29 protein-coding genes and 4 pseudogenes are annotated in these 25,986 nt (G+C 70.8%); 8 read left to right on the top strand and 25 right to left on the bottom strand.

The features are described 5' to 3' along the window. Positions 1-22: 22 nt before the first annotated feature. Genes ACZ7CH_RS33505 through ACZ7CH_RS33495 form a run of 3 tightly spaced genes read right to left on the bottom strand, consistent with a single transcriptional unit; the run spans position 23 to position 3,002 of the window. Positions 23-1,030: a serpin family protein gene (locus tag ACZ7CH_RS33505; protein WP_470375771.1), complete on the bottom strand. Its 1,008-nt coding sequence runs from the start codon at positions 1,028-1,030 to the stop codon at positions 23-25. Between the two features lie 59 nt (positions 1,031-1,089). Further along, positions 1,090-2,328, bottom strand: a complete 1,239-nt coding sequence (locus ACZ7CH_RS33500) for a deoxyguanosinetriphosphate triphosphohydrolase (RefSeq protein ID WP_360397184.1) — start codon at positions 2,326-2,328, stop codon at positions 1,090-1,092. Continuing rightward, positions 2,328-3,002, bottom strand: coding sequence for a YdcF family protein (locus tag ACZ7CH_RS33495; RefSeq protein ID WP_360397183.1), 675 nt, complete (start codon positions 3,000-3,002; stop codon positions 2,328-2,330). The genes ACZ7CH_RS33500 and ACZ7CH_RS33495 overlap by 1 nt, the downstream gene beginning before the upstream one ends. Positions 3,003-3,053: 51 nt before the next feature. On the opposite strand from ACZ7CH_RS33495, the gene ACZ7CH_RS33490 reads away from it, so the two are divergent. After that, the gene (locus ACZ7CH_RS33490; RefSeq protein ID WP_470375770.1) at positions 3,054-3,785 is read left to right on the top strand and encodes a Type 1 glutamine amidotransferase-like domain-containing protein; all 732 of its coding nucleotides are present in this window, start codon (positions 3,054-3,056) and stop codon (positions 3,783-3,785) included. Positions 3,786-3,801: 16 nt separating this feature from the next. Further along, positions 3,802-4,671 carry a serine hydrolase gene (locus ACZ7CH_RS33485; RefSeq protein ID WP_470375769.1) on the top strand — a complete coding sequence of 290 codons (870 nt, stop codon included), beginning with the start codon at positions 3,802-3,804 and terminating at the stop codon, positions 4,669-4,671. 229 nt (positions 4,672-4,900) lie between these two features. Here the strand turns inward: ACZ7CH_RS33485 and ACZ7CH_RS33480 are convergent, their stop codons facing one another. Continuing rightward, positions 4,901-6,286, bottom strand: coding sequence for a glycine--tRNA ligase (locus ACZ7CH_RS33480; RefSeq protein WP_360397180.1), 1,386 nt, complete (start codon positions 6,284-6,286; stop codon positions 4,901-4,903). A 94-nt stretch (positions 6,287-6,380) separates the two neighbouring features. Between ACZ7CH_RS33480 and ACZ7CH_RS33475 the strand changes: the two genes are divergently transcribed. Next, positions 6,381-7,055, top strand: coding sequence for a tetratricopeptide repeat protein (locus ACZ7CH_RS33475; protein ID WP_360397179.1), 675 nt, complete (start codon positions 6,381-6,383; stop codon positions 7,053-7,055). On the opposite strand, the gene ACZ7CH_RS33470 is transcribed toward ACZ7CH_RS33475, so the two are convergent. Beyond that, positions 7,039-7,416 carry an antibiotic biosynthesis monooxygenase family protein gene (locus ACZ7CH_RS33470; RefSeq protein ID WP_360397178.1) on the bottom strand — a complete coding sequence of 126 codons (378 nt, stop codon included), beginning with the start codon at positions 7,414-7,416 and terminating at the stop codon, positions 7,039-7,041. The genes ACZ7CH_RS33475 and ACZ7CH_RS33470 overlap by 17 nt on opposite strands. A gap of 17 nt (positions 7,417-7,433) precedes the next feature. Here ACZ7CH_RS33470 and ACZ7CH_RS33465 point away from each other — a divergent pair, with 17 nt between their 5' ends. The 3 genes from ACZ7CH_RS33465 to ACZ7CH_RS33455 are packed head-to-tail and all read left to right on the top strand — an operon-like array spanning position 7,434 to position 8,469. Beyond that, on the top strand, positions 7,434-7,712 hold the full coding sequence (locus ACZ7CH_RS33465) for a hypothetical protein (RefSeq protein ID WP_360397177.1): 279 nt from the start codon (positions 7,434-7,436) through the stop codon (positions 7,710-7,712). An 11-nt stretch (positions 7,713-7,723) separates the two neighbouring features. Beyond that, the gene (locus ACZ7CH_RS33460) at positions 7,724-8,074 is read left to right on the top strand and encodes an ArsR/SmtB family transcription factor (protein ID WP_065913762.1); all 351 of its coding nucleotides are present in this window, start codon (positions 7,724-7,726) and stop codon (positions 8,072-8,074) included. Beyond that, on the top strand, positions 8,071-8,469 hold the full coding sequence (locus ACZ7CH_RS33455; protein WP_360397176.1) for a Fur family transcriptional regulator: 399 nt from the start codon (positions 8,071-8,073) through the stop codon (positions 8,467-8,469). The genes ACZ7CH_RS33460 and ACZ7CH_RS33455 overlap by 4 nt, the downstream gene beginning before the upstream one ends. A 190-nt stretch (positions 8,470-8,659) precedes the next feature. Here the strand turns inward: ACZ7CH_RS33455 and ACZ7CH_RS33450 are convergent, their stop codons facing one another. The 14 genes and pseudogenes from ACZ7CH_RS33450 to ACZ7CH_RS33385 form a co-directional block, all read right to left on the bottom strand. Next, the gene (locus ACZ7CH_RS33450; RefSeq protein ID WP_470375768.1) at positions 8,660-9,379 is read right to left on the bottom strand and encodes a TIGR03943 family putative permease subunit; all 720 of its coding nucleotides are present in this window, start codon (positions 9,377-9,379) and stop codon (positions 8,660-8,662) included. After that, positions 9,376-10,386, bottom strand: coding sequence for a permease (locus ACZ7CH_RS33445; RefSeq protein ID WP_458433862.1), 1,011 nt, complete (start codon positions 10,384-10,386; stop codon positions 9,376-9,378). The genes ACZ7CH_RS33450 and ACZ7CH_RS33445 overlap by 4 nt, the downstream gene beginning before the upstream one ends. Continuing rightward, positions 10,383-10,826: pseudogene (locus tag ACZ7CH_RS33440) on the bottom strand (hypothetical protein); the annotation flags it as partial. The pseudogene ACZ7CH_RS33440 and the gene ACZ7CH_RS33445, both read right to left, overlap by 4 nt. A 9-nt stretch (positions 10,827-10,835) precedes the next feature. Next, the gene (locus ACZ7CH_RS33435) at positions 10,836-11,234 is read right to left on the bottom strand and encodes a hypothetical protein (protein ID WP_470375767.1); all 399 of its coding nucleotides are present in this window, start codon (positions 11,232-11,234) and stop codon (positions 10,836-10,838) included. Next, positions 11,231-12,049, bottom strand: a complete 819-nt coding sequence (locus ACZ7CH_RS33430; protein ID WP_360397171.1) for an isoprenyl transferase — start codon at positions 12,047-12,049, stop codon at positions 11,231-11,233. Before ACZ7CH_RS33430 ends, ACZ7CH_RS33435 begins: the two co-directional genes overlap by 4 nt. A gap of 48 nt (positions 12,050-12,097) precedes the next feature. After that, entirely contained in the window at positions 12,098-12,850 is a 753-nt protein-coding gene (gene recO / locus ACZ7CH_RS33425) for a DNA repair protein RecO (protein WP_360397170.1), read from the bottom strand. Beyond that, positions 12,850-13,746, bottom strand: coding sequence for a GTPase Era (gene era / locus ACZ7CH_RS33420; protein ID WP_360397169.1), 897 nt, complete (start codon positions 13,744-13,746; stop codon positions 12,850-12,852). The genes recO and era overlap by 1 nt, the downstream gene beginning before the upstream one ends. 76 nt (positions 13,747-13,822) lie before the next feature. Then, positions 13,823-14,719, bottom strand: a complete 897-nt coding sequence (locus ACZ7CH_RS33415; RefSeq protein WP_360397168.1) for a PLL family lectin — start codon at positions 14,717-14,719, stop codon at positions 13,823-13,825. 44 nt (positions 14,720-14,763) lie between these two features. Beyond that, the gene (locus ACZ7CH_RS33410) at positions 14,764-15,114 is read right to left on the bottom strand and encodes a cytidine deaminase (RefSeq protein WP_458433865.1); all 351 of its coding nucleotides are present in this window, start codon (positions 15,112-15,114) and stop codon (positions 14,764-14,766) included. Then, complete coding sequence (locus tag ACZ7CH_RS33405) at positions 15,107-16,396, bottom strand: hemolysin family protein (protein WP_360397166.1); 1,290 nt, start codon at positions 16,394-16,396, stop codon at positions 15,107-15,109. The genes ACZ7CH_RS33410 and ACZ7CH_RS33405 overlap by 8 nt, the downstream gene beginning before the upstream one ends. A gap of 21 nt (positions 16,397-16,417) precedes the next feature. Next, positions 16,418-16,978, bottom strand: a complete 561-nt coding sequence (gene ybeY, locus ACZ7CH_RS33400; RefSeq protein ID WP_360397165.1) for an rRNA maturation RNase YbeY — start codon at positions 16,976-16,978, stop codon at positions 16,418-16,420. Between the two features lie 5 nt (positions 16,979-16,983). Continuing rightward, a pseudogene (locus ACZ7CH_RS33395) lies at positions 16,984-17,340 on the bottom strand (PhoH family protein); the annotation flags it as partial. Between the two features lie 240 nt (positions 17,341-17,580). Beyond that, positions 17,581-17,811, bottom strand: a pseudogene (locus ACZ7CH_RS33390) (LAGLIDADG family homing endonuclease); the annotation flags it as partial. 480 nt (positions 17,812-18,291) lie between these two features. Then, positions 18,292-18,984, bottom strand: a pseudogene (locus ACZ7CH_RS33385) (PhoH family protein); the annotation flags it as partial. A 103-nt stretch (positions 18,985-19,087) separates the two neighbouring features. On the opposite strand from ACZ7CH_RS33385, the gene ACZ7CH_RS33380 reads away from it, so the two are divergent. Further along, entirely contained in the window at positions 19,088-19,879 is a 792-nt protein-coding gene (locus ACZ7CH_RS33380) for a GNAT family N-acetyltransferase (protein ID WP_470375766.1), read from the top strand. Positions 19,880-20,037: 158 nt separating this feature from the next. Here the strand turns inward: ACZ7CH_RS33380 and ACZ7CH_RS33375 are convergent, their stop codons facing one another. From ACZ7CH_RS33375 to hrcA, 6 genes are all read right to left on the bottom strand, one after another. After that, positions 20,038-20,355 (bottom strand): HIT domain-containing protein, encoded by a 318-nt coding sequence (locus ACZ7CH_RS33375; protein WP_458433869.1) that lies wholly within the window; start codon positions 20,353-20,355, stop codon positions 20,038-20,040. 21 nt (positions 20,356-20,376) lie between these two features. Then, entirely contained in the window at positions 20,377-20,967 is a 591-nt protein-coding gene (locus ACZ7CH_RS33370; protein WP_360397161.1) for a TetR/AcrR family transcriptional regulator, read from the bottom strand. 9 nt (positions 20,968-20,976) lie between these two features. Beyond that, the gene (locus ACZ7CH_RS33365; RefSeq protein WP_470375765.1) at positions 20,977-21,633 is read right to left on the bottom strand and encodes an alpha/beta hydrolase family protein; all 657 of its coding nucleotides are present in this window, start codon (positions 21,631-21,633) and stop codon (positions 20,977-20,979) included. A gap of 509 nt (positions 21,634-22,142) precedes the next feature. Next, positions 22,143-22,877, bottom strand: a complete 735-nt coding sequence (locus ACZ7CH_RS33360) for a 16S rRNA (uracil(1498)-N(3))-methyltransferase (RefSeq protein ID WP_470375764.1) — start codon at positions 22,875-22,877, stop codon at positions 22,143-22,145. Next, a complete protein-coding gene (dnaJ, locus tag ACZ7CH_RS33355; protein ID WP_360397446.1) occupies positions 22,874-24,025 on the bottom strand; it encodes a molecular chaperone DnaJ in 1,152 nt (383 codons plus the stop codon). Before dnaJ ends, ACZ7CH_RS33360 begins: the two co-directional genes overlap by 4 nt. Before the next feature lie 41 nt (positions 24,026-24,066). After that, positions 24,067-25,089, bottom strand: a complete 1,023-nt coding sequence (hrcA, locus tag ACZ7CH_RS33350; protein WP_360397158.1) for a heat-inducible transcriptional repressor HrcA — start codon at positions 25,087-25,089, stop codon at positions 24,067-24,069. Between the two features lie 267 nt (positions 25,090-25,356). Between hrcA and ACZ7CH_RS33345 the strand changes: the two genes are divergently transcribed. Beyond that, entirely contained in the window at positions 25,357-25,986 is a 630-nt protein-coding gene (locus ACZ7CH_RS33345) for a transaldolase family protein (RefSeq protein WP_458433873.1), read from the top strand.

Here is a 25,986-nt window from a genome sequence, read left to right as displayed (position 1 = left end):
AATGGTGCCCACGGGTGGCTGGTCAGGGACGGGCGACCTGCGCGAGGAAGTAGACGGCGCCGGACCGCGCGTTGCGGACGGCGAGCAGGAACGGCCGGTCGACGGTCACCACGACAGGGTCGGACGGGATCTCGAAGGACACCGTGCGAAACGTGACCGCGGTCGCCGCGGCGCCTTCGAGGCCTTCCTCGTCCAGGCGCAGCACCGCCTCGTGCACCACGTCGTCGACGAACATCCGCTCGTCCGGGGAGAGCCCGGAGAAGTCGGCCTCGCGCGTGAACATGCGCTCGACGCCGAGCCGCCGCAGCGTTCCCTTGAGGTTGAACCGCGCCCGGACGTCCACTTTGGGCAGTGAGAGCTCGAGGCGCACGTGGCTGCCCGCGGTGAGCACGGACGGGTCGAGCGGCTGGTCGAGCGAGGTGTCCGGTAGCAGGACCACGGTCTCGATCCCGGAGTCGGCGGGCAGCGCGATCGACTGCCAGCCGCCCTGGTGGGCGTAGCGGAACTTCTCGGTGACCCGCATGGTCGGCACGTCGACGTCGCCGCCGGGTGCGTGGAACGGGCGCTGCTCGGTGTCGGCCTCGGGGAACGCGTTCAGCCAGCCGGTCTTGAGGTACAGGGCGTTGACGATGATCGCGGCGGCGTCCGCGGGCGGTGGTGCGGCGAGCAGCTCGGGGATCAGGCCGCGGGTGGTCTCGGCGACGTCGGTGTTGACGAGCTTGCGCACGGTCTGCGGGTCGGAGAACGCGGTGCGGCGCACCGCGTCCGCCAGCGGGAAGCCCGGGTCGACCGTCAGGTCGTCGTCGGCCCACAGGGTGTTCGCGACGGACAGCTCCGGCACGTCGAGCGAGTCGGCGTCGGAGAAGTCCCCGAGCAGCGCGTCGAGCTCGGTGCGGGTCGGCCCTGCGGCGGCCGCGCGGGCCAGTGCGAGCGCGCTGGCCACGGAGAACGGTGACCAGCAGGCGGTCTCGGCGGGATCAGGGACGGCGACGCGGTGCAGGTTGAGTGCGAAGTCGGCCTGATCGGTCACGAAGACCCTCCTCCAAGGTGCGCGGACCCGGTGGGTACCCGTCTCCTGTTCCCCCGAAGCTACGCCGATGCGCGGTGCCAGGCCACGGCCTGCGCGTCGGTCAGCAGGGCGACCTGGTCGACCACGACGCGCAGCCGGGCCGCGTCGGTGGTGGCGGCGGCGAACACCGGGCGGAACGCGGGGTCGAGCAGTTCCGGGCGCCGCAGCAGGCGGGTGACGAGCTCGGTGATCAGCTCGCGTTGCGCGGCCTGCATGGCCAGGCGGGCCGGGTCGCTCATGACGTAGCGGACGGCCATCGCCTTGAGCAGCGCCACCTCGGCCGCGACCTGGCCGGGGACCTCCAGCGCGGCCCCGTACCTGGTCAGCGGGCCGTCGCCGTGCACGGCGCGGGTCGCGGTGACGGCGGCGCTCGCGAACCGGCCGACCAGCTCGCTGGTGAGGTTCTTCAACGCGACCTGCGCGCCGAGCGAGCCGTCGTACTCGTGTTCGGTGAAGTACGCGATCACGGGCAGCTCGACGAGCTGCTGCGCGGTGGCCTCCAGCGTGGCGACCGACTCGTCGGAGAACGTCTTCGCGGCCAGCGAGGCGATCGCGGCCCGTTCGTCGGGGCGGGCGAGCGCGGCGAGGCTGATGCGGTGGGCCAGCACGCCGTCCTCGACGTCGTGCACCGAGTACGCGACGTCGTCGGACCAGTCCATCACCTGCGCCTCGATGCACCTCGCCCGGTCCGGTGCGCCCGCGCGCATCCACTCGAACACGTCGAGGTCGTCGTCGTACGCGCCGAACTTCACCACGCCCGGCGTGCGCGGCCACGGGTACTTCGTCGCCGCGTCGAGCACCGCGCGCGTGAGGTTGAGGCCGTGCCGCGACTTGGGTTCGAGGCGGGCGAGGATGCGGAACGTCTGCGCGTTCCCCTCAAAACCACCGCACGGGCCCGCGAGCTCGTTCAGCGCCCTCTCGCCGTTGTGCCCGAACGGCGGGTGGCCGATGTCGTGCGCGAGACCGGCCGTGTCGACGATGTCCGGGTCGCAGCCGAGCTCCTCGCCGATGCCGCGGCCGATCTGTGCGACCTCCAGCGAGTGCGTCAGGCGGGTCCGCGGCACACCGGTGACCTCGGAGCCCTCACCGGGGCCGACGACCTGGGTCTTGCCGGCGAGCCTGCGCAGCGCCGCGGAGTGCAGGACGCGGGCGCGGTCGCGGGAGAACGGGGTGCGCTTTTCTGTGCGGGCCCCCGGCAGCGCGGCGCTCTTGGGTCCTTCCGCGAGCAGGCGCTCCGCGTCGTGGCCGGTGTATCCCATCACCCGATCTTAGGGAGCTTGAGCTCGTCGAACACGCCTGCGTGCGCCTTCATCAGCCGGTAGTACAGCAACGCCCCGGTCTCGCGCTTGATGTAGAACAGCTGCGCTTGGCGGGTCTGCACGTTCGGGCCGACCCTGGTCGGCGACGTCCACGCGCGCAGGCCGGCGTCCTCGGCCATCGTGCGGGCGCGCAGCGAGTGCCACGGGTCGCTGACGATCACGGCGGTCTTGAGGTCGCGCTCCTTGGCGACCGACGCGACGGCGCGCAGCGAGCCGAGCGTGTCCGCGCCCTCGCCGACCTGCAGCACCCGGTCCTCGGGAACCCCGCGCTCGACCAGCCACAGCTTGCCGACCTGGCCCTCGGTGAAGTTGTCGCCGGGCTGGCGGCCGCCGGTGGTGGCGATGTACCGGACGACGCCCTCCTGGTAGAGCCCGAGTGCGTGTCCCAGGCGGGCTTCGAGCACGTCGGAGGGCACGCCGTTGTACTGCGCGGCGCCCAGGACGATCGCCATGTCGGCCTTCGTCCAGTCGTCCACCCGCGCGACCTGCCACACGCGGACCGCCGTGCCGCCCACGACCAGCAGCCCGACGACCAGCGCACCGAAGACGAGGCGCAACACGATCCGGCGAATCCTGGCGAGTGGTCTCAGGGTGGTCGTCCGCACACCCAGCATGCTCCCAGACGGCGGGGGTCCCGCGTTGACGCCCCTGCGAGGATCTTCGTCATGCCTGCTGAGCAGCCGACCATCCTCGCGACGTCCGGGGGCTACCGCTCCGGCCGCCGGACCAACCTCGAGTTCAACAAGCTGATCCACTTCGCCCTGGAGCTGTCCGGGGTGCAGGGGCGCAAGCCGCGGTTCTGCCACGTCGGGACAGCGGGCGGCGACCAGCGGGCGATGAACGCCAACGTGGTCGAGGCCGGTGCCGTCGCCGGCGTCGAGGTGTCGGTGCTCAACCTGTTCACGATGCCGCCGACCGACGACCTGGAGTCGTTCGTGCTGGCGCAGGACGTCGTGTGGGTGGGCGGCGGTTCGGTGGCGAACCTGCTCGCGGTGTGGGAGGTGCACGGCCTCGGACCGGTGTTCCGCAAGGCGTGGGAGGCCGGTGTCGTGCTCAGCGGTGTCTCCGCGGGCTCGATCTGCTGGCACACCGGCGGCGCGACCGACTCGTTCGGACCGGACCTGCGCATCGTCACCAACGGCCTCGGCCTGCTGCCCTACGGCAACGGCGTGCACTACGACTCCGAGGAGCAGCGCCGGCCCAAGGTCCACGAGGCGGTGGCCGCGGGCGTGCTGCCGACGACCTACTGCACCGACGACGGCGCCGGGCTGCTCTACCGCGGCACCGAGCTCATCGAGGCCGTGGCGGAACGTCCCGGCAGCGGCGCGTACGTCGTGACCAGGGACGTTTCTTCAGCAACCGCACAGGAGGAAAAGCTCGACACCCGCCTGCTGTGAGGCACACCTTGGAGGTGTGCGCCGGCTGCTGATCGTCCTCATCGCGGCGGCCGTCTACGTGGTCCCGGACGCCGCGCCCTGCTTCGCCCACGGCCAGCCGATATCCGATATATCAGTTTTCCGTGGACCTGATGTACTGGACATCAGCCCGGACTCCGGAGCTACCGGCGATATATCGGATACGGGTTCGTCGGCGATATCCGATATATCAGCAGCTGACATATCGGCGGCGGTAGCTGCGGGCGGTGCGTCCGACGTCGGCGTCGCGGTGCTCGACCTGAGGACGGGTCAGCTCGTCGAGCAGCAGGGCGAGCAGCAGTTCTACTCGGCGTCGTTGTCGAAGCTGCTGCTGGCGATGGACGCGCTCCAGCAGCCCGTGACCGACGCGGACCGCGAACTGATACATCGCGCGTTGAGCGCGAGCGACGACAGCGCGATGGACGTGCTCTGGACCAGGTTCGACGGCGTGGGCGCCATCGGTCGCGTCGCCGCGGCCGCCGGACTCACCGGCACGCACGCGCCGGACGACCCGTCGCAGTGGGGCGAGGTCGTCATCACGGCCGACGACATGGTGCGGCTCTACCGGTACGTCCTCAGCTCGCCGGTGCGCGACGCGGTCGTCACGGCTCTGTCAGCGGCGCCCGCCACCGCGGCCGACGGCTTCGACCAGGCGTTCGGCCTGCTCGGCGGCACCGGCGCGTACGCCAAGCAGGGCTGGATGTACTACCTGCCCAGCGACGTCTACCTGCACAGCGCCGGTGTGCTCGACGACCGCTACGCCGTCGCCGTCCTCACCACGAGCCCGACCGGGTCTTGGACCACCGCGCGCCAGGCCATCGACGCCGTCACCACCGCGCTGCTCGCGAAGCTCGGCGTCAACGGCTGAGCCGTTCCGGTTCCGGCCAGGACCGCTCCCCGGTGCACTCGCGCACCACCAGGTGGGCGAGCACGATCCCACCGTGCACGGCGTGCACGTCAACCACCCGCGTCAGCGGCGCCCACCGCCGCCCCGACCCACCGTTCCCGGTCGCCCGCCCGAGCGCACAACACCCCCGGACAACGCGAAAGCGGGCCGGGCTCGACGCCCGACCCGCTCTGCGGAACCCGTGTGCGGCTCAGCAGCCGACCAGGCGCGCGGCCAGGTACGACTCCAGCTGGTCCATCGCCACCCGCTCCTGCGACATCGTGTCCCGCTCCCTCACCGTCACGGCGAGGTCGGTGAGCGTGTCGAAGTCGACCGTCACGCAGAACGGCGTGCCGATCTCGTCCTGGCGGCGGTAGCGGCGACCGATGGCACCCGCGTCGTCGAAGTCGACGTTCCAGTTGCGGCGCAGGTCCGTCGCGAGGTCACGGGCCTTCGGCGAGAGGTCGGCGTTGCGCGACAACGGCAGCACGGCGACCTTCACCGGTGCGAGCCTGCGGTCGAGCTTCAGCACGACGCGCTTGTCGACACCGCCCTTGGCGTTCGGGGCCTCGTCCTCGGTGTAGGCCTCCAGCAGGAACGCCATCATCGGCCGGCCGACACCCGCCGCGGGCTCGATGACGAACGGCTTGTAGCGCGAGTTCGTGGCCTGGTCGAAGTACGACAGGTCGACACCCGAGGCGTTGGAGTGCGTGGTGAGGTCGAAGTCGGTGCGGTTGGCGATGCCCTCGAGCTCGCCCCACTCCTGGCCGCCGAACTGGAAGCGGTACTCGATGTCGACGGTCCGCTTCGAGTAGTGCGACAGCTTCTCCTTCGGGTGCTCGTAGTGGCGCAGGTTCTCCTTCGACACACCCAGTTCCGTGTACCAGCGGGTGCGCTCGTCGATCCAGTACTGGTGCCACTCCTCGTCCGTGCCGGGCTCGACGAAGAACTCCATCTCCATCTGCTCGAACTCGCGGGTGCGGAAGATGAAGTTGCCCGGCGTGATCTCGTTGCGGAACGACTTGCCGATCTGGCCGATGCCGAACGGCGGCTTCTTGCGCGAGGTCGTCTGCACGTTCAGGAAGTTCGTGAAGATGCCCTGCGCGGTCTCCGGGCGCAGGTAGTGCAGGCCCTCCTCGGTCTCGACCGGACCGAGGTGCGTCTTGAGCAGGCCGTTGAACATCTTCGGCTCGGTGTACTTGCCGCGCACGCCGCAGTTGGGGCACGGCACGTCGGAGACGTCGCCCTCGGCGACCTCCTTGCCGGTGCGCTCGGCGTACTCCTCGGACAGGGTGTCCGCGCGGAACCGCTTGTGGCACGACTCGCACTCGATCAGCGGGTCGACGAACGCCTCGACGTGACCGGAGGCGACCCACACGTCACGCGGCAGGATGACCGATGAGTCCAGGCCGACGACGTCCTCGCGGCCGCGGACCATGAAGTTCCACCACTGGCGCTTGATGTTGTCCTTGAGCTCCACGCCCAGGGGGCCGTAGTCCCACGCCGAGCGGGTACCGCCGTAGATCTCCCCGCACGGGTAGACGAACCCCCTGCGCTTGCAGAGGCTGACAACGGTCTCGATGCGATCGGCGGCCAACTTCGAACTCCAACGGGGGAATGAGAATCGGGGGCCACAGCCTAGCCCGTCACGTCGCGCCCCGAACGGGCGACCGGAGCCTTACCCTGCACGAATGGAAGACCGGCTGCGGGAGCTGTGGGACTTCGCCGACCTCGACGGCACCGAGGCGCGGTTCCGCGCGTTCCTGGAGAACGTGCGCACCGACGACGAGCGGGCGGAGGTGCTGACCCAGCTCGCCCGCGCCGAGGGTTTGCGGGAGAACTTCGCCGCAGGTCACGCGCTCGTCGACGAGGCGGAGGCGCTGATCGCGCCCGACTCCACCGGCCGTGTGCGGGTGCTGCTCGAACGCGGCCGGCTGCACCGCTCCGCCGGTGACCCGCAGGCGGCGCAACCGCTGTTCGTGGCGGCGTTCATCCTCGCCAAGACCCGCGGTGACCTGTCGCTGGCCGTGGACGCCGCGCACATGGCGTCGCTGGTCGACGACCCGGAGAAGTGGACGAAGCAGGGCCTGGAGCTGGTCGGGGGCAACCCGGAGCTGGGCCGCTGGCTGGGTCCGCTGCACAACAACCTGGGCTGGTACTACTTCGAGAACGGCCGCTTCGACGAGGCGCTGGAGGCGTTCGAGAAGACGCCGGAGGCGTACGCGGAGAGCGGCAAGGCCAAGACGCTGCACGCGCTGGGCCGCACCGAGGAGGCCGCGGCGGCGGCGCGCAGGGCGCTGGAGCTGCTCCCCCACGACTCGCACGACGAGTGGGTCGAGGAGATGCGGGCTATCGCCGAGGCGTAGCCGGGCCCGCCGCCTCGCCCAGCCGCACCGTGAATGCGTCCTCGGCGAGCAGGCTCGTGTGCTCCTCGACCGCGCCGCCGGTGCTGGTCAGCGTCGGCTCGTACATCGCGGGCTCGTCGGTCAGCGCCTCGGAGAGCAACGGCACCACGTGCTCGCGCACCGGGAACGGCGACATCGCCCGCCGGTAGGCGACCACGGACTCGAACTCCACCGTGAGCACCCAGCGGTCGTCCTCGTCGGTGGACCGCGCCAGCGTGCCCCTGAGACATCCCGGCTGGGCGGTCAGGAGCTCGAGGGCGCGTCTCACCCGCGCGGTGAACGCCTCTGGGTCGGACACGCGGAACCGGCACACGAGCAGCACGGTGCAAGGATGGCACGGTGAACTCCAAGCGCCCTCTCCTGCCCGGCGACGGCCCGCTCGCCCGCGTGCGCCCGGCGGTGGCGTTCCTCGCCGTGCTCGCCCTGTTCGTCACGGGCGTCCTGGTCGGCGGCACGGTCGGCGCGGTGCTGCTGGGCGTCCTGATCGTCGGTGCCGTCGCCCTCCTGGCCGCCACCTGGAAGGTTCTTTCCCCAGCTCACCGCACGTTGCGCGTGGTGGTCCTGCTGGTACTCGTCCTCATCGCACTAGAATTGGTTCTGAAAATCCCTACCAGGTGAGGTGTGCCGCCATGACCGTCCAGCTGCACGGCGAGCACTCCCCCGAACGCGCGGCCCCCGCACCGCTGCCACCGCGCTCCGCGCAGACCCTGGCCGCGGCCGGCGACCTGCTCCGCGCACTCGCCGCTCCCGTGCGCATCGCCATCGTGCTCCAACTGCAGGAACACGACCGTTGCGTGCACGAGCTGGTCGAGGCGCTGGGCGTCGCGCAGCCGCTCATCAGCCAGCACCTGCGCGTGCTCAAGTCAGCGGGCGTAGTGCACGGCGAACGGCATGGCCGCGAGGTCGTCTATCGGCTCGTGGACGAACACCTGGCGCACATAGTGGTAGACGCTGTGACGCACGTCGAGGAGAAGTTGTGACCGGACTCAGGTCCACCAAGCAGCGCACGGCCGTCTCGAACCTGCTCGACCAGCTCGACGACTTCCGCAGCGCCCAGGAACTGCACGAGGAGCTCCGCCGCCGCGGCGAGGGCATCGGCCTGACCACGGTCTACCGCACCCTGCAGTCGCTGGCCGACGCGGGCCAGGTCGACGTGCTGCGCACGGACACCGGCGAGGCCATCTACCGCCGCTGCTCCGCCCACCACCACCATCACCTGGTGTGCCGCCACTGCGGCCGCACCGTCGAGGTCGAGGGCCCCGCGGTCGAGAAGTGGGCGGACCGGGTGGCGGCGGAGAACGGCTTCTCGGAGGTCTCGCACACCGTCGAGATCTTCGGGACGTGCGCGGAGTGCACCGCCAAGGGCCTCAAGTAGCCCACCGGCCCAGTGCACGCGGGGACCTTTCGTACCGTTGTGGGGTACGAAAGCTCCCCGCGTGCACTCGGGAACGGCCGCTCAGCTCTCGTAGGGCTCGGCCGACTCGGCCACCGGCCCAGTGCACGCGGGGAGCTTTCGTACCGTTGTGGGGTACGAAGGGTCCCCGCGTGCGCACCGGAACGGACGGTCAGGACTCGTAGGGTTCGGCAGGTTCGGCGACCGGGTCGGACGACTCCACGGTGAAGCTCGGCACCCACGACGTCTGCTCCGACGCCGACTTCGGCACCACCTGGCCGGTCACCTCGACCCACTGCTCGTCGGGCAGCGCCGGCACGTCGCCGAGCAGCTTCACCTTGAGCGGGCGGGCGTCGGCGGCGCAGCACGAGATCGCGATGCGGGCCACGTACGTCGAGCCCTCCGCGCGGGTCAGGAAGCCGGTGAGCTTGACCTTGCGGCCGTCGAGCGTGCCGGACTCGTCCCACGCCGTGCGGGTGATGAACTCGGTCATCGACAGCGGGATGACGTCACCGGAGGGCAGCTCGCCGAGCAGGTTGCGGGCGCGCTGCGTCTGGTTGGTGTCGGCGGCAGAGACCACGACGTCACCGCCCAGCGCGGGGGGCGAGATCAGGAACACGGCGAGCACCGGCAGCAGCAACAGCCACGTCGAACGCGACGAGTGCTCGTGACCGTGTTCGGCGTGGTCGTGGTCCGCGGCCTCGACCGGCCTGGCCGCGCGGATGTCGCGGACGATCGCGAACAGCGCCAGGCCGATCATGATCACGCCGCCCGCGATCAGCAGGGGCAGCAGGCCCGGCTTCACGTAGCGCAGGTACAGGCCCGAGAAGCTGATCTTCAGCAGCGCGCCGCCGAGCAGGACCAGCAGGATGTTCTGGGTTTCCCGCCTCACAGCAGCACCACCCCGGTCAGGACCGCGCACAAGATCGCCACCACGAAGGTAGCGGGTGCGAAGCGGAAGGCGAAGGACCTGCCGAACGCACCCGCCTGCAGGGCGATCAGCTTCACGTCGACGGCGGGGCCGACGACCAGGAACACCAGGCGCGGCAGCAGCGGCAGCGCGGAGAACGCGACGGCCACGAACGCGTCGGCCTCCGAGCACAGCGCCAGCACGACCGCCAGGACCGCCATGACCAGCACGCCCAGCACGATCTGGCCGCCGATGGTCTCCATCCAGGCCACCGGCACGAACGTCTTGAACGCCGCCGCGAACAGGCCGCCGAGCACGAGGAACCCGCCGGCGTCGACCAGGTCGTGCCGCGCGCTCTCGGCGAACACGGTCCACCTGTTGGCGCCGGTGTTGTCCTTCATGCGGGCCAGCGCCCGTTCCGCGATCCACTCGGCCTTGCCGAAGCGGACCCACAGCCAGCCCATGACCATCGCCGTGAGCAGCGAGCCGGCGAACCGCGCGACGACCATCATCGGGGTGTCGTTGAACGCCACCGCCGTCGAGACCAGCACGATCGGGTTCACGGCGGGGGCCGCGAGCAGGAACGTCAGCGCCACCGCGGGTGCCACGCCCTGCTGCATGAGCCGCCGCGCCACCGGCACCGACGCGCACTCGCAGCCCGGTAGCGCCACGCCCGCGACACCCGCGACGGGGACCGCCAGCGCCGTCTTCGACGGCAGCGCCCTGCGCAGCACCGAGGCCGGGACGAACGCCGCGATCGCGCCCGAGATCAGCACGCCCAGCACCAGGAACGGCATGGCCTGCACGCAGATGGCGACGAACACCGTCGAGGCGGTGCGCAGCTTCGGCACGTCGAGCAGGTCGACGAGCCGGGACTGGAAGAGCAGTGCGAGGACGAGCACCCCGCACAGCACCTCCAACGACGTGATCTTCAGCCGAGGCGGCCCGGAGCGGCGCTTCGGCGAGCGGATCTCGCCGGTGATCGTCATTCCGCGTCCAGCAGCCTGCGGTAGGTGCGCTCCATGCCCGCGCGGACCTCCTCGGGCGAGGGCGGCTCCGCGAACTCGGCCTCCTCCTCGACGAGCTCCTCGTCGTCGAAGTCGACCGCGGTGCCGTTGACGGTGTCGTCCTCGGCCTCGTCCTCCTCGGCCGCGGCTTCACGCAGGTCCTCGATCGTCGCGATGACGTCGGCCGCGCTCAGCGCCGGCAGCATCGGCGCGACGACGGCCAGCACGCCGCCCTCGGTGTCGTCGAGCGCCACGGCCTCGGCCAGCGCCACCGCGTGGTCGCGCTCGTAGGGCCCGCAGATGAAGGAGTCCCACTCCTCCCCGCCGGACGGCTCGAACGTCACCGTCCACGGGAACTCGTTGACCTCGGAGTCCTCTTCCGGCTCGTAAATGATCACGCCACCCATGGAAGGGGTTCCTTTCTGAAAAACTTAGGAGAAGCGGGACAGCAGCTCGCCGCGCACCTGCGACGCGGTCGAGACGACGAGCATGAGCAGCGTGCTCAGCGGCTCGGGCTTGAGCCCGTCCGCCGGGAACGCGTACCGCAGCATCACGTCGACACCGCGCTGGGACGCGATCACGCCGAGCGTGCCGAAGAGGCCCTGACCAGCGCGTTCCGCCACCCAGACGGCGGCGTCGACCGGCAGGTCCCACGCGACGACGCACGTCAGCGAGAGAACGGTCAGGCCGTCGGCCAGCTCCATGCCCTGCACCGCGCACGGCACGTCGCCGTGGCGGAAGCTGAGCGCGCCGTCGTCATCGACCGCGACGTCGTGGAACAGCTCCAGCGCCTTGCGGGCGGACTCCAGGGCGTCACCTGTCGCGTTCACGAGACCTCCGAGTCGGGCTTGTCGACCGCACCACCGAAGCGCCGGTCGCGCTCGGCGAACTTCTCGCAGGCGCGCCACAGGTCGCGGCGGTCGAAGTCGGGCCAGAGGATGTCCTGGAACACCAGCTCGGCGTACGCGGACTGCCAGAGCATGAAGTTCGAGGTGCGCTGCTCGCCGGACGGCCGGATGAACAGGTCGACGTCCGGCATCTCGGGCTGGTACAGGTAGCGGGCGAGGGTCTTCTCGTCGACCTTCTCCGGGTTGAGCTGCCCGGCGGCGACCAGCCGCGCGATCTCGCGGGCGGCGTCACCGATCTCGGCGCGGCCACCGTAGTTGATGCACATCGCGAGGTTCAGCCGGTCGTTGTCGCGGGTGCGCTCCTCCGCGACCTCCAGCTCCTTGATGACGCTGCGCCACAACCGCGGCCGGCGTCCCGCCCAGCGCACCCGCACGCCCAGCTCGTCGAGCTCGTCGGTGCGGTGGTGGATCACGTCGCGGGAGAAGCCCATCAGGAAGCGGACCTCTTCCGGGCTGCGGCGCCAGTTCTCCGTGGAGAAGGCGTACAACGACAGCCACTTCACACCCATCTCGATCGCGCCCTTGGCGACCTCGACGACGACCTGCTCACCGCGCTTGTGGCCCTCGACCCTGGACAGGCCGCGCTGGTTGGCCCAGCGGCCGTTGCCGTCCATGACGATCGCGATGTGCTTGGGCACGAACTCGGCCGGGATCGCCGGGGGCACAGCGCCGGACGGGTGCGGCTCCGGCGGGCGCGGCACGCGCTTCTCAGCCTCGGCACGACGTCGACGCAGCATTGGACCAGGCATCCTCTCGGGCGAAAACCGTTGTCGGTAGGCGCCACATTAGCCTTCGTCGGCACGGGCCTTGCGCTCGACCAACGGCAACGACCGCAGCTGCCGCTCCAGGTGCCACTGCAGGTGCGCCGCGACCAGCCCACTCGCGTCACGGCGGGCCAGGTGCGGAATCCCGTCGACCACGTCCCACTGCCCGTGCAGCAACGCGGACAGCAACGACAGCGTGTCGCTCGACGGCGACGCGGACCCCGGCGGACGGCAGTTCGGGCACACCGACCCACCGGCCTGGACGCTGAACGCGCGGTGCGGACCGGGGTCACCGCACTTCGCGCACTCGTTGACCGCGGGCGCCCACCCGGCGAACGACATCGCCCGCATCAGGAACGCGTCCAGGACCAGCGACGGATCGCGCTCAGCCGCCGCCAACGCCCGCAGCGCGCCCGCGACCAGCAGGTACAGCCGCACGGCCGGTTCGCCCTCTTCGGCGGTGAGCCGGTCGGCGGTCTCCAGCACCGCGCACGCGGCCGTGTAGCGCTGGTAGTCGTCCACGATGCCCACGCCGAACGCGTCGAGCGTCTGCACCTGCGTGACGATGTCGAGCGAACGGCCGGGGTGGAACTGCGCGTCGACGTGGCAGAACGGCTCCAGCCGCGCGCCGAACTTCGACGTCGTGCGGCGCACGCCCTTGGCCACGGCGCGCAGCTTGCCGTGCCGCTGGGTCAGGAAGGTGATGATCCGGTCCGCTTCACCGAGCTTCTGCACGCGCAGCACGATCCCGGTGTCGCGGTACAGGTTCGCCATCAGAAGCCCAGGCGGCGCAACTGCTTCGGGTCGCGCTGCCAGTCCTTGGCGATCTTGATGTGCAGGTCCAGGTACACGCGGGTGCCCAGCAGCGCCTCGATCTGCTTGCGCGCGGCCGTGCCGACCTGCTTGAGCCGCTCACCCCGGTGCCCCAGGATGATCGCCTTCTGCGACGGCCGTTCCACGAACACGAACGCGTGGATGTCGATCAGGTCGTCGCGGCCCTCGCGCGGCAGCATCTCCTCGACCACCACGGCGATGGAGTGCGGCAGCTCGTCGCGCACGCCCTCCAGCGCGGCCTCGCGGATCAGCTCGCCGACCAGCGTCTGCTCCGGCTCGTCGGTCAGGTCGCCGTCCGGGTACAGCGGCGGGCCCTCCGGCAGCTTGCCCAGCAGCAGGTCACCGAGCTTGTCGACCTGGAAGCCGTCGACCGCCGACACCGGGATGATCTCGGCGAACTCCATGACCTTCTGCAACGCGAGCAGCTGCTCCACCACCTGCTGCTGCGACACCAGGTCGGTCTTGGTGACGATGCCGACCACCGGCGTGCGCTTCGCGACCTTCTCCAGCTCGGCGGCGATGAACTTGTCGCCCGGCCCGACCTTCTGGTCGGCCGGCACGCAGAAGCCGACCACGTCGACCTCCGACCACGTCTCGCGCACCAGGTCGTTCAGGCGCTGACCCAGCAACGTGCGCGGCCGGTGCAACCCCGGCGTGTCCACCAGCACCAGCTGGCCGTCCTCGCGGTGCACGATGCCGCGGATCGTGTGCCGGGTCGTCTGCGGCTTGCTCGACGTGATGGCGACCTTCGTGCCCACCAGCGCGTTCGTCAGCGTCGACTTCCCTGCGTTCGGGCGGCCGACGAAGCACGCGAACCCGGAGCGGTAACCATCCATCCCGCCATTGTCCCTGGGACCGGCAACGGGGTTGTCGCCGGTCCCGGGATCTGCTATTCCACGCCGCACACGACCGTCAGGACCAGGCCTTCTGGTGCACCGCGCTGTCGTTGCCGGTCACGAAGGCGTCGATGCGGTTCGGGCCCCACGACACCGCGGCGGCACCGGACGACAGCACCCCGCCGTGCCACTCCCACGCGTGCCAGACCGTGTCGAACGCCTTGTGGTAGAGCGAGTTGTCCGTGCCGCGGGCGAACACGTCGAGCCGGCCGGGCGCCCACGACGCGACACCCGGTGCCTGGTCGATGCCCCCGCCCAGCGACTCCCACGACCCCCACACGCCGTTGTCGGCCCACGTGTGGTGCAGCGAGCTGTCGGCGCCCTTGGCGAACACGTCGACCCGGTTCGCGTCCCACGACACCGCCGCGGGCGTCGAGGCCAGGTCGCCGCCCAGCGCGGTCCAGCCCGACCAGGTGCCGTCGGCGAAGCTCTTCACGTGCAGACCGGTGTCCCCGGCGCCGCCGCGGCCAACGGTGAACAGGTCGAGCCGGCCGGGACCGCGCGACGAGATCGCCGCGCCGTAGCGGTACGTGCCGGTGTCGAGCGTCTCCCACGGGCGCCACACGCCGTCGTAGACCAGCCGCTGCACCCCGCCCGCGGCGTCACCGGCCACCACGTCGATGCGGCCGGGACCCCACGCCACCGCGGACGGCGAGGTCGTGAGGTAGCCGCCGAGCGACTCCCAGTCGTGCCAGCGGCCATTCTCGTACACCCGGTGCCGCAACGCGTAGTCGGTGCCCACGGCGAACACGTCGAGCCGGCCGGGACCCCACGTCGTGACGGCGGGCGTGCCGTACACCTGCCCGCCGTGCCCGGTCCAGTCGCTCCAGGCCGCGTGCGCCACCGGCCCGGACAGGAACAGCGTGCCCGCGGCGATCGCGAGCACGCTGAACAAAGCGGTCAAACGTCTCATCCGCACTTCCCCCTCGTACCAGGCGGGCTCCCCCGCCCACGGGGTCAGCGCACCACGTCCGCGACCTCTCCGGCCGAAGTTGCACGAAAAACCGGCGCAGTTGCCGCGAGATCCCGCACCGCCGCCACGGACGCCTCGTCCAGACCGCCCGCGTCGGTCACCACGACCGCCGCCTCCAAGCCCTCCGCACCGCTCGACACCGCAGCCGCGACGGCCGCCTGCAGCGCGGTGAGCCGCAACGACGGCAACGACACCGTGGACGCGTTGTAGGTGCGCCCGTCCAGGTCGCGGACCGCGGCACCCTCCGCCGCACCGTTGCGCGCACGCACCGACCGCGCGAGCGTGACGAGCTTCGCGTCCTCGGCACCCAGGCCGTCGACACCGACGTCAGTCATCCTTCTCCTCCTGGTTGGGCAGCGGGCGCACCAGCACCGTGGTGACCCGGATGCGGCCGCGTTCGTCCTTGCCGCCCTCCGCCCGCATGCGCAGACCGGCGATCTCCGCCTCCGTGCCGGGCAGCGGCACCCGGCCCAGGCGCTGCGCGAGCAGGCCGCCGACGGTCTCCACCTCGTGGTCGTCGAGCTCGGTGCCGAACAACGCGTCCAGGTCGTCGACCGGCAGCCGCGCGCTCACCCGCACCGTCCCGTCGGGCAGGTGCTCCACCGGCGGGCGGTCGTCGGTGTCGGACTCGTCGGTGATCTCGCCGACGATCTCCTCGAGGATGTCCTCGATCGTCAGCAGCCCCGCCGTGCCGCCGTACTCGTCGACCACGATCGCCATGTGCCGCCGCGACAGCTGCATCTCCCGCAGCAGGTCCGCGATCGGCTTCGTGTCCGGGATGAAGCTCACCGGCCGCATCAGCTCGGCGACGTGCTCGGGGTTCTCGTCCTCCGCGAGCGTCGCCCGCATCAGGTCCTTGAGGTTCACCACGCCCAGGATGTCGTCGACGCTCTCCCCGATCACCGGCACGCGGGTGTAGCCGGTGCGCAACGACAGCGCGAGCGCCTGCCGCAGCGACTTGGCCTGCTCGATCCACACGATCTCGGTGCGCGGCACCATGATCTCGCGGGCGATCGTGTCACCCAGCTCGAACACCGAGTGGATCATCTCCCGCTCGCCCTCGTCGACCACACCGCGCTCCTGCGCCATGTCGACGAGCTCGCGCAGCTCCACCTCGGAGGAGAACGGGCCCTCGCGGAACCCCTTGCCCGGCGTGATCGCGTTGCCGATCAGGATCAGCAGCTTCGACAACGGCCCCAGCACCCGGCCGAGCTGGCGGACCGTGCCCGCCGCGGCCAAGCTCACGCCGTACGGGTGCTGACGGCCGATCGTGCGCGGCCCGACACCCACCAGCACGTACGACACGACCAGCATGCTCAGGCACGAGTACAGCGCCGCGAGCCAGTCCTCCTCGACGTACTGCAGGAACACGCCCGTGACCAGCACCGTCGCGGACAGCTCGCAGAACAGCCGCAGCAGCAGCAACAGGTTGACGTGCCGCGGCCGGTCGTTGAGCACCTGCAACAGCTGGCCGGTCCCCCACCGGCCCTGCCGTTGCAGTGCTTCCACCCGCGCACTCGACACGGTGCCCAGCGCGGCGTCAGCACACGCGAACAGGCCCGCGGCGAGCACGAGGACGACGGCCAGCAGCAGGAGACCGGCAGGGCTCTCGCTCATTCTCAGTCTCTCTTGGCGCGATCAGTCTTCTTCGGGGTGCTGCAGCGGCTTCTGCTCGTCGAGACCGACGGCGCCGAGCACCTTGTCATCCGCACTGCGCTGGTGCGCGGCCCGCTCGGCCTCGTCCCGCGCCGCGCGGAAGTCCGCGAGGATGCGGTTCTGCAACGTGAACATCTCACGTTCCTCGGCCGGCTCGGCGTGGTCGTAGCCGAGCAGGTGCAGCACGCCGTGCACGGTCAGCAGGTGCAGCTCGTCCAGCAGGCCGTGGCCCGCCTTCTTGGCCTGGTCCTTGGCGAACGCCGGGCACAGCACGATGTCCCCGAGCAGCGCGGGACCGAGCCCCGCCGCGTCGGGCCTGCGGGCCGAGTCCAGCTCGTCCATGGGGAAGGCCATGACGTCCGTGGGACCGGGCAGGTCCATCCAGCGCTCGTGCAGGTCGGCCATGACGTCCAGCTCGACGAGCAGGACGGACAGCTCGGCCAGCGGGCTCACGCCCATGCGGTCCAGCGCGAAGCGGGCGGCGGAGACGATGGAACCCTCGTCGACCCCGACGCCCGACTCGTTGGCGATCTCGATGCTCACGGCGCCTATCGTCCCCGCCGCTGGTTCCCCCGCCGTGCACCGGGTCCCTGGTGCCGCCCGTTCTGGTCCAGCGCGTCCTGGTCGACCTGCCACTTCTCGTACGCGTCGACGATGTCGCCGACCAGGCGGTGGCGCACCACGTCCTGGCTGGTCAGCACCGAGAAGTGCACGTCGTCGACGCCGTCGAGGATCTCCTGGACGACCCTCAGACCGCTGCGCTGGCCGCCGGGGAGGTCGACCTGGGTGATGTCACCGGTCACGACGACCTTGGAGCCGAAGCCCAGGCGGGTGAGGAACATCTTCATCTGCTCGGGCGTCGTGTTCTGCGCCTCGTCGAGGATGATGAACGCGTCGTTGAGCGTGTTGTGGGTGAGCAGGTGGTCCTCGGTCACGTACAGGGAGTCCTGCGCCGCGACCTGGATGCAGACCGTCTCGGTGCGACCGGCGGGCTCGATGCTGTCGATGAAGCGCATCGGACGCCCACCGCCACCGGCGGCGTGGTACTTCTCCCGCTTGCGCTCGAGCCGGAACGGCTCGACGCCCGCGGGCAGCCGGATGTCCAGGACGTAGGCGTCGTGGCGGTGTGCGAGACCGCCGAGCGAGCGGACCAGCTCGACGACGTCGTCCCGCAGTCGTTCCGAGGTCGCCGTGTACCGGATGCGGCACGTGCGACCGATCCGGGTGACCGGTCCGCCGTCGGCGTCGAGCAGGCCCTGCAGCAACGCCAGGCGCACGTCGGCGCTGTTGTGGAGGTAGACCTCGGGGACGAACGCGGTCGTGCCGTCAAGGCCCAGCTCGCGCAGCACCGCGGTCTTGGGATCGGCGATCGTCATCACGTCGCCGGACGCGATGACGCGGGCCGGCGCGGACGCGAGAGCCGGGTCGGCCGTCGAGAACGCCGGCGTCGTCGCGCCCGTGAGGCACCCGTCGCCGATGAGCAGGCCGAGCGCGTACGCGTCCATCGGCACTTCGCGTTCCGGCAGGCACACCGGCGCGCTGAGCATCGGCAGCTCATACCGGCGTGCGTGCGCGGCACGGAGGTTGCCGATCATCTCCTTCGTCTGGAGCACCCGCCACGGCTTGTCGCGGCGGCGGTCGGACGCCGTGCGGACCGTCCACAGGTGCTCACCGCACGCGAGGGTGGACGAACCGTCCTGGGCCGTGACCCGGTAGACGTCCTTCTCCCCCTGCGGGTAGACGCCCAGCACCGGCGTCGGCTCACCGTTCGAGCCGATGACCAGGTCACCGACCTGGAGCGACCCGATCGGCCGGAAGCCCTCCGGGGTCAGCACCGGGGTGAAGATCGGCTGGGCGCGGCCGCGCATGTAGGCGAGGGGTGCGACCTCGATCGTGCCCGCCTGCGTGAGGCGCGGGATCGACTCCGGGTCGACCATGTCGTGCAGCGCGTCGTAGAGCGGGCGCAGGTACGGGTCGATCTTCTCGTACAGGGTGCCGGGCAGGTAGCCGAGGCGTTCGCCGGCCTCGACGGCCGGGCGGGTCAGGATGATGCGGTTGACCTGCTTGGCCTGCAGGGCCTGGACGGCCTTGGCCATGGCGAGGTAGGTCTTGCCGGTGCCCGCGGGGCCGATGCCGAACACGATCGTGTTCTTGTCGATGGCGTCGACGTAGTGCTTCTGGTTCAGCGTCTTCGGCCGGATGGTGCGGCCGCGGCGGCTGATGATGTCGAGGCTCAGGACCTCGGCGGGCGACTCGTCCGTGTTCGCGCTCAGCATGGCGACGGTGCGGCGGACGGTGTTGGTGTCGACGGCCTGACCGCGGCTCGCGAGGGTGACGAGCTCGGTGAACACGCGTTCCGCGAAGGCGACGTCGGCGGGGGCGCCGGAGAGGGTGATCTCGTTCCCGCGCACGTGGACGTCGGCGTCGAGCAGTTCCTCGGCGAGCCGGAGGTTCTCGTCGCGCGACCCCAGCAGGCTGAGCACCGCACCGTCGGGCACGGCGAACCGGGACTGACCTTCCTTGTTGCTCTGCTGTGTTTCTTCGGCCACGAGGCCCCGGCCTGCTTCCTGTCGCTCGGATCTGATGGCCACGATGCTAGTCCGGCCGAAAATGAGTGGCTACCGGATTGCTCACCGTGTGTGCTCACCGGTTGTGGAGATCCGCAGGCTGACCGTCGCCGACGTACCCGACTGCATGAAGCTCATCACGGACCGGGGTTGGGCCTGGACGCCCGAGCAGTGGGAGCTGATGCTCGCGCTGGGGCCGGCGTGGGGCGCGTTCGACGAGACCGGGTTGCTCGGCACCGCGGTGACGACGCCGTACCCGCAGATGCAGGCCATCAGCGGTGTGCTGGTGGGTTCGTGGGCGGGACGCAGGGGCATCGGCACTCAGCTCATGACCAATGTGTTGGACATCAGTCCTTCGGTGTTGTTCGCGACGGCCATGGGTGAGCCGCTGTACGCGCGGCTCGGCTTTCACCCCGTCGGGGCAACGGTCGAGCTCCAGGGCGAGCTCACCGGTCCCGCGAGCGGGAGGACGCGGTCGGCGACGCCCGCAGACTTGCCCGTGCTCGCCGCGCTGGACGAGGAGGTGAGCGGGTTCACGCGGCCGTTGCTGTGGGAGCGGCTGCTCGACCCGGCGTCGCCGTACCGGGTGCTGATGTCGGCGGAGGGTGTCGTCGCGACGCGGCCGAACCCGGCCGGGGAGACCGTGGGGCCGCTGATCGCGCCGTCGGCTGAGGTCGCGTGCGCGATGCTCGTGGACGTGGCCGCCGGTGCGGGCCGGGTCCGCGTGGACACCGGTGACGCCGAGGTGGCGGCCTTCCTGCGGGGACGGGGGTTCGAGCAGGGTGGCGGCGGGTGCACGTTGATGGTGTGCGGTGCCGACGACGTGCCGGGTGACCGGTCGCGCTACTTCGCCCCCGCCTCGCACGCACTCGGGTGACGCGGGAACTCGACGGGAACCGCAGTACACGGGCGAGCTGACCACGCCGATATCCGATATATCGCGAGCTCGACGACCTCGGCACGAAGGTCGTCGAGCTCGAGCAAGCACACGGTCTGAGGTCGTGGGGCGAGGCCACCCGGGTGGAAGGCCCCTCGTCAGAGGCGTTTGCCGCCGAGCAGGTGCAGGTGGGCGTGGAAGACCTCCTGCCCGCCGTCGGTCCCGGTGTTGAACTGCAGCCGGTAGCCGCTCTCCGCGACGCCCTCGGCCTCGGCGACCTCCTTCGCGGCGGCGAAGAGGTCGCCGAGCTGGTCGCGGTCGAGTGCCACGGCGTGCGGGACGTGCTCGCGCGGGATCAGCAGCACGTGCACGGGTGCCTTGGGGTGGATGTCGCGGAACGCCAGCGTCGTCGCGGTCTCGTGCACGACGGTCGCCGGGATCTCGCCTTGGACGATGCTGCAGAACAAACAGGCCATGCGCTCACACGCTAGCGGGGTTCAGCGGAACAGGGCGGCCAGCTGGTCGTCGACCGCCTCGGTCATCTCCTCGGCGGTGAGCTCGTCGGGCCCGAGCTGGTGGTGGACGTTGAGCCCGTCGACCAGCGCGATGAACCTCCGGGCCGCCTTCAACGGCACCACGCCGGCGCGCAGCTCGCCTGCTTCCGCCGCGGCGGCGAACACGCGCGCGACCTCGTTGTACAGCTCGCGCGTGCCGTAGCGCTCCAGCTCGCGCAGCGACGGTTCCACCAGTGCGCGCGGCAGGAACGACAGCAGCACCGCCGCCTCGACCCGCCGGTCCTCGTCCAGCGCGAGCATCTCGTGGGCGATCGCCGCCACGCGCTCGCGGTTGCCGAGCGCGGGGTCGATCTGCTCGAACCGGGCGAGGAACCGCCGGTAGGCGAGTTCCATCGCGAAGCCCAGCAGCGAGTCCTGCGTCGGGAAGTAGTGGCGCAGCGACCCGCTGGACCACCCGGACTCGGCCGCTACGGCCCGCACGGAGGCGTGGTCGATCCCGTCGCGCCGCACGATGCGCCAGACGGCCTCGGCCAGCTCGCGGCGGCGTTCCTCGTGGTCGACAACCTTCGGCACCGGCCCTTTCTAGCAGCCGCGCGCCAGCCGGACGACCGCCTCCTCGCACCGCTGCCAGGACGTCGTGCCGGGGGTGATCACGTCCATGTGCCCGGCGCCCTCGACGACGACGAGCTCCGCCTGCGGCTCCACGGCGCAGAACCCGGTGCTCTGCTCCACGGGCACGTCCTCGTCGCGGTCGCCGTGCACGCACACCACCGGTTTGCCGATCGGCACCAGCGCGGCCGGTGACGCCTCGGCGAACTGCTCCTCGGTGCACAGCTCCAGCGCCCGTGCGGTGATGTGCCGGGTGAAGTCGAGGACCGCGGCTTGTGCGACCGCGCCGACGACCCGGTCGCTGTGCTTGGCGGCCCACACGGCGAGGTGTCCCCCGGCGCTGTGCCCCAATGTCACGACGGGCCCGATGTCGACGGCATCAATGGCGGCCAGCACGTCCTGTCCGGCTACCGGCCACCCACCGCCACCGCCGACGCGCCGATATTCGACGTTCCACACGGTGAATCCGCGTCGCACGAGCACATCGGCAAGTGGCCGCCCCAACTCGAGCCCGTACCGCTGATGCCAAAAACCACCGTGGATGACGACAACAGCACCCTCCGCAGTCCCTTCGGGAACACAAAGCTCACCGAACTGACTGGGATGGTCACCGTAAGCAATCCGCTGCACACACCCGAACTTACGCCAATCGCCAGGACGGTAAGGCCGCCGCCAGCGAAGAGGGAAACGAGCCGGAAAGGGCAGGTGGGAAGGCCCAAAAAGAGCAGGTGAGGGTGAGGAGGGACGGCAGAGGAGGGGCAGCAGATGAGGGCAGCAGGCACCTGGTCCGGGGGTCCGGGGGCGAAGCCGCCCGGCTGGGGTTTGGGGGCTCGGCCCCCAAAAAACACCCTTCTTTCGCCGAGCGGCGAAGGCGCGCAGCGCCGAGCGCGCGAGGCGGGAGAAATAAGGAGGCGCCCCGCGGTCCGAAGCCTGGGGGTCGCTTCGCCGCGAGGCGCCGACGCCGGACCGAGGGGGGAGGTGTCCGGCGAGTCTTTTGGGCAGAAGGGCCTAATCGTCTACTCCGTTTCCGGATAGACCAATCATCCCCTCTGCAGACAAGGGTAACCCCGAGGGCCTGGGATTCGCTACAACTCTCGTCAAGCCAATCCATCGGGTGTTCCTCTTCGGAGTGATCGGGGTCACCAGCGGGGGGTGAGCACCCCGATGGCACCAAGAGCAACGGCTGCGGCGGTAGATGCACGCAGAACGGTTGGGCCCAATCGGACCACTCGTGCACCCGAAGATCGCAACGCGTCGAGCTCGTCGGGGGTGATCCCGCCTTCGGGACCCACGACGAGCAGGACGTCCCCGGCGGTGGGCAGTGCGACGTCGGCGAGCCGGTCGGTGGCGCTCTCGTGCAACACGAGCGTCAGCGCCGAGGACGACACGCGCTGTGCCAGCTGCGCGGTGCTGACCGGTTCGTCGACGAACGGCACGCGGGCGCGGCGGGCCTGCTTGGCCGCTTCGCGGACCGTGGACCGCCAGCGGCCCAGTGCTTTGGCGCCGCGCGGGCCGTCCTCCCACTTGGCGACGCACCGGGCGGCGCGCCAGGGCAGCACGCCGTCGACGCCGGCCTCGGTGGCCAGTTCGACGGCGAGCTCGCCGCGGTCGCCCTTCACGAGCGCTTGGGCGAGGACGACGCGGGGGGCCGGTTCGGGTTCGGTCCAGCGTTCGACGACGCGCAGCGACAGGGCGTCCTTGTCCAGGACCGCCACGACGACGCAGCGGACCTGGGTGCCGGAGCCGTCGGACAGCACGAGCTCCTCGTCGGCGCGCAGCCGTTTGACCGTCGCCGCGTGCCGGCCCTCGGGGCCGTCCAGCACGAACGACTCACCCGAGGGCAGCGCGGGGACGAGGAAGACCGGCAGGGTCACCGGTTGCCGCGGGAGGAGCGCAGGCGGGAGAACAGACCGCCGCCGCCCTTGCCGTTGTGCGACAGGGACGGTTCGCTCTCGCCGCGCAGCTCGGCCAGTTCGCGCAGCAGCGTGGACTGGGCCGCGTCGAGCTTGGTCGGCACGACCACGTCGAGGTGCACGTGCAGGTCGCCGCGGCCGTCGACGCGGCCGGTGGAGCGCAGCTTCGGCATGCCGCGGCCGGTGAGCACCAGCTGCGTGTTGGGCTGCGTGCCGGGGTCGATCTGCAGCTCCTCCTCGCCGTCGAGCGTCTTCAGCGGCAGCGTGGCGCCGAGCGCGGCGGTCGTCATCGGGATCTGCACGACGCAGTGCAGGTCGGCGCCGTCGCGTTCGAAGATCTCGTGCGGGTGCTCCTCGACCTCGACGTACAGGTCGCCCGCGGGGCCACCGCCGGGGCCGACCTCGCCCTGGCCCGCCAGGCGCACGCGCATACCCTCGGCGACACCCGCGGGGATGTTGACCGAGATGGTGCGGCGCGAGCGGGTGCGGCCGTCGCCGGCGCACTGCTGGCACGGGTCGGGGATGACCTCACCGTAGCCGCGGCAGACCGGGCACGGGCGGGACGTGACGACCTGGCCGAGGAACGAGCGCTGCACGGACTGGACCTCGCCGCGGCCGTTGCAGGTGTCGCAGCGGATCGGCTTGGAGTCGCCGGCGGTGCCGGCGCCGTGGCAGCGGTCGCAGAGGATCGCGGTGTCGACGGTCAGCTCGCGGCTGGCGCCGGAGGCGCACTCCTCCAGCGTCATGTCGAGGCGGATCAGCGCGTCCGAGCCCGGCTGCACGCGGCTGCGCGGACCGCGGCCACCACCACCGCCGCCCGAGGCGCCGAAGAACGCGTCCATGATGTCGCCGAGGCCGAAGCCCGCGAACGGGTCACCGCCGCCGCGTCCGCCACCGGAGTCGAGCGGGTCGCCGCCGAGGTCGACGACGCGGCGCTTCTCGGGGTTCGACAACACCTCGTAGGCGGCCGTCACCTCCTTGAAGCGGGCCTCCTCGTTGGGATTGACGTCCGGGTGCAGCTGCCTTGCGAGCTTGCGGTAGGCGCGCTTGATCTCATCCTGTGTCGCGTTCTGCGCCACACCGAGGATGCCGTAGTAATCCCTGGCCACCTTGTTCGCTTTCGTGTTCATCTTTCAGCACAAGTCCTGGTTCAACGACCGGTCAGGATCTCACCGACGTAGTTGGCGACCGCGCGGACGGCCGCCATGGTTCCCGGGTAGTCCATGCGCGTCGGTCCCACGACGCCCAAGCCGCCCAGCGGGTTGTCGCGGCTGCCGTACCCGATGGACACCACTGAGGTGCTGCGCATCTCGGCGGCCTCGTTCTCCTCCCCGATGTACACCATGACACGGCCGGGGTCGCGCGAGGCGGCCAGGAGCTTCAGCACCACGACCTGCTCCTCCAGCGCCTCCAGCACCTGGCGCAACGAGCCGGGGAAGTCCGCGACGTTGCGGGTGAGGTTCGCGGTGCCGCCGAGCACGAGCCGTTCCTCCGGGTGCTCGACGAGCGTCTCGATCAGCACCGTCGCGAGGCGCAGCATCGGGTCGCGCAGGTCCTGGCGGATCTCGTCGGGCAGCTCGGCGACCTTGGCGCTCGCGTCGGACAGCTTCTTGCCCGCCATCGCCTGGTTCAGCGACGCGCGCAGGTCGGCCACGTCCTGTTCGGAGACGACGTCGCCCAGCTCGACGATCCGCTGGTCGACGCGGCCGGTGTCGGTGATCAGCACCAGCATGAGCCGCGCCGGTGTGATGGGCAGCACCTCCAGGTGCCGCACGGCCGCACGCGACAGGGTCGGCACCTGGATCACCGCGACCTGCCTGGTCAGCTGGGCGAGCAACCGCACGCTGCGGCGCATCACGTCGTCGAGGTCGAGCGCCCCGTCGAGGAAGCTGCGGATGGCCCGCCGCTCGGCCTGCGAGAGCGGCTTGATCTCGCTCAGCCGGTCGACGAAGAGGCGGTAGCCCTTGTCCGTCGGCACGCGGCCCGCGCTGGTGTGCGGCTGGGCGATCAGGCCCTCGTCCTCCAGCGCGGCCATGTCGTTGCGCACGGTCGCGCTCGACACACCCAGGTTGTGCCGCTCGACCAGGGCCTTCGACCCGACGGGCTCCTGGTTGGACACGTAGTCGGCGACGATGGCGCGCAGCACCTCGAACCGACGCTCATCGGAGTTCACCGCTGTTCACCTCCCGTGTCCCACTGCTCCCGAGTTTACCCAGCCGGTTTCCTGCGGGGTGCCACGTCCGTGAAGCTGCTGTGACCGGGCTCAACCAGGCCTCAGGCCGGCTCGGGCGCCGATATCCAATGTATTGGACATCGGGTCGAAGTAGGACGGCAGCGGGAGCGGCAGTTGGGCGGCAGGTCCGCCGTGAACCGCCGGAGAGGGGCCTGCCCGTTCGTAGCTTCGAAGTCACCTGCCGACGACACGGGGGCTTCGATCCACATGACTGTCCTGCTGGACTCCGCTGATCTGAACGACGTGTCCGCCGCGGCAGCGCTCGGCTTCGTCACCGGCGTCACGACGAACCCGACGCTGCTGCGCCAGGTCACCTCCGACCCGCTCACGCACGCGGCCGAGCTGCTGGCCGCGACCGACTTCCCCGAGGTGTACTACCAGCCGACGGGCGCGCACGGCGACCTTCTCGACGAGGCGCTGCAGGCGTGGAAGCTCGCACCGGAGCGCATCGTGCTCAAGGTGCCGGCGACCCCCGGCGGTGCCGTCCTCGCCCAGCGGCTCGTGCGCGAGGGCGTGCCGGTCTCGCTGACCGCGGCCCAGTCGCCCAACGCCATGATCATCGCCGAGGCGATCGGCGCGGCGAGCGTGATCCCCTACGTCGACCGCGCGTGGCGCGACCCGCGCATCGGCAACGACCTCGTCCGCCAGCTCGCCGCCCTGCGGCGCGGGAGCACCCGCATCGTCGCGGCATCGGTGAAGAACGCCGGGCAGTTCACCCAGGCGTTCGCCGACGGCGCGGACGCGGTCACCGCGCCGCTGGGCGTGCTCACCCAGGTCCTCGCCCACCCCGCCGCGCTGGAGGCCGAGCAGGCCTTCGCCGGCGAGTACGGGGGCTGA

The sequence above is a fragment of the Lentzea sp. NPDC037011 genome, from assembly GCF_055607425.1.
The sequence above is the reverse complement of the archived record's forward strand: the minus strand, read 5'-3'. Positions and strand labels throughout refer to the sequence as shown.

Bases quoted from the DNA above. Each gene is read 5' to 3' on its own strand.
- ACZ7CH_RS33500 (WP_360397184.1), bottom strand. From the start codon at position 2,328: ATGGGATACACCGGCCACGACGCGGAGCGCCTGCTCGCGGAAGGACCC.
- ACZ7CH_RS33495 (WP_360397183.1), bottom strand. From the start codon at position 3,002: ATGCTGGGTGTGCGGACGACCACCCTGAGACCACTCGCCAGGATTCGC.
- ACZ7CH_RS33490 (WP_470375770.1), top strand. From the start codon at position 3,054: ATGCCTGCTGAGCAGCCGACCATCCTCGCGACGTCCGGGGGCTACCGC.
- ACZ7CH_RS33475 (WP_360397179.1), top strand. From the start codon at position 6,381: ATGGAAGACCGGCTGCGGGAGCTGTGGGACTTCGCCGACCTCGACGGC.
- ACZ7CH_RS33460 (WP_065913762.1), top strand. From the start codon at position 7,724: ATGACCGTCCAGCTGCACGGCGAGCACTCCCCCGAACGCGCGGCCCCC.
- ACZ7CH_RS33445 (WP_458433862.1), bottom strand. From the start codon at position 10,386: ATGACGATCACCGGCGAGATCCGCTCGCCGAAGCGCCGCTCCGGGCCG.
- ACZ7CH_RS33430 (WP_360397171.1), bottom strand. From the start codon at position 12,049: ATGCTGCGTCGACGTCGTGCCGAGGCTGAGAAGCGCGTGCCGCGCCCG.
- recO (WP_360397170.1), bottom strand. From the start codon at position 12,850: ATGGCGAACCTGTACCGCGACACCGGGATCGTGCTGCGCGTGCAGAAG.
- era (WP_360397169.1), bottom strand. From the start codon at position 13,746: ATGGATGGTTACCGCTCCGGGTTCGCGTGCTTCGTCGGCCGCCCGAAC.
- ACZ7CH_RS33415 (WP_360397168.1), bottom strand. From the start codon at position 14,719: ATGAGACGTTTGACCGCTTTGTTCAGCGTGCTCGCGATCGCCGCGGGC.
- ACZ7CH_RS33410 (WP_458433865.1), bottom strand. From the start codon at position 15,114: ATGACTGACGTCGGTGTCGACGGCCTGGGTGCCGAGGACGCGAAGCTC.
- ACZ7CH_RS33405 (WP_360397166.1), bottom strand. From the start codon at position 16,396: ATGAGCGAGAGCCCTGCCGGTCTCCTGCTGCTGGCCGTCGTCCTCGTG.
- ACZ7CH_RS33375 (WP_458433869.1), bottom strand. From the start codon at position 20,355: ATGGCCTGTTTGTTCTGCAGCATCGTCCAAGGCGAGATCCCGGCGACC.
- ACZ7CH_RS33345 (WP_458433873.1), top strand. From the start codon at position 25,357: ATGACTGTCCTGCTGGACTCCGCTGATCTGAACGACGTGTCCGCCGCG.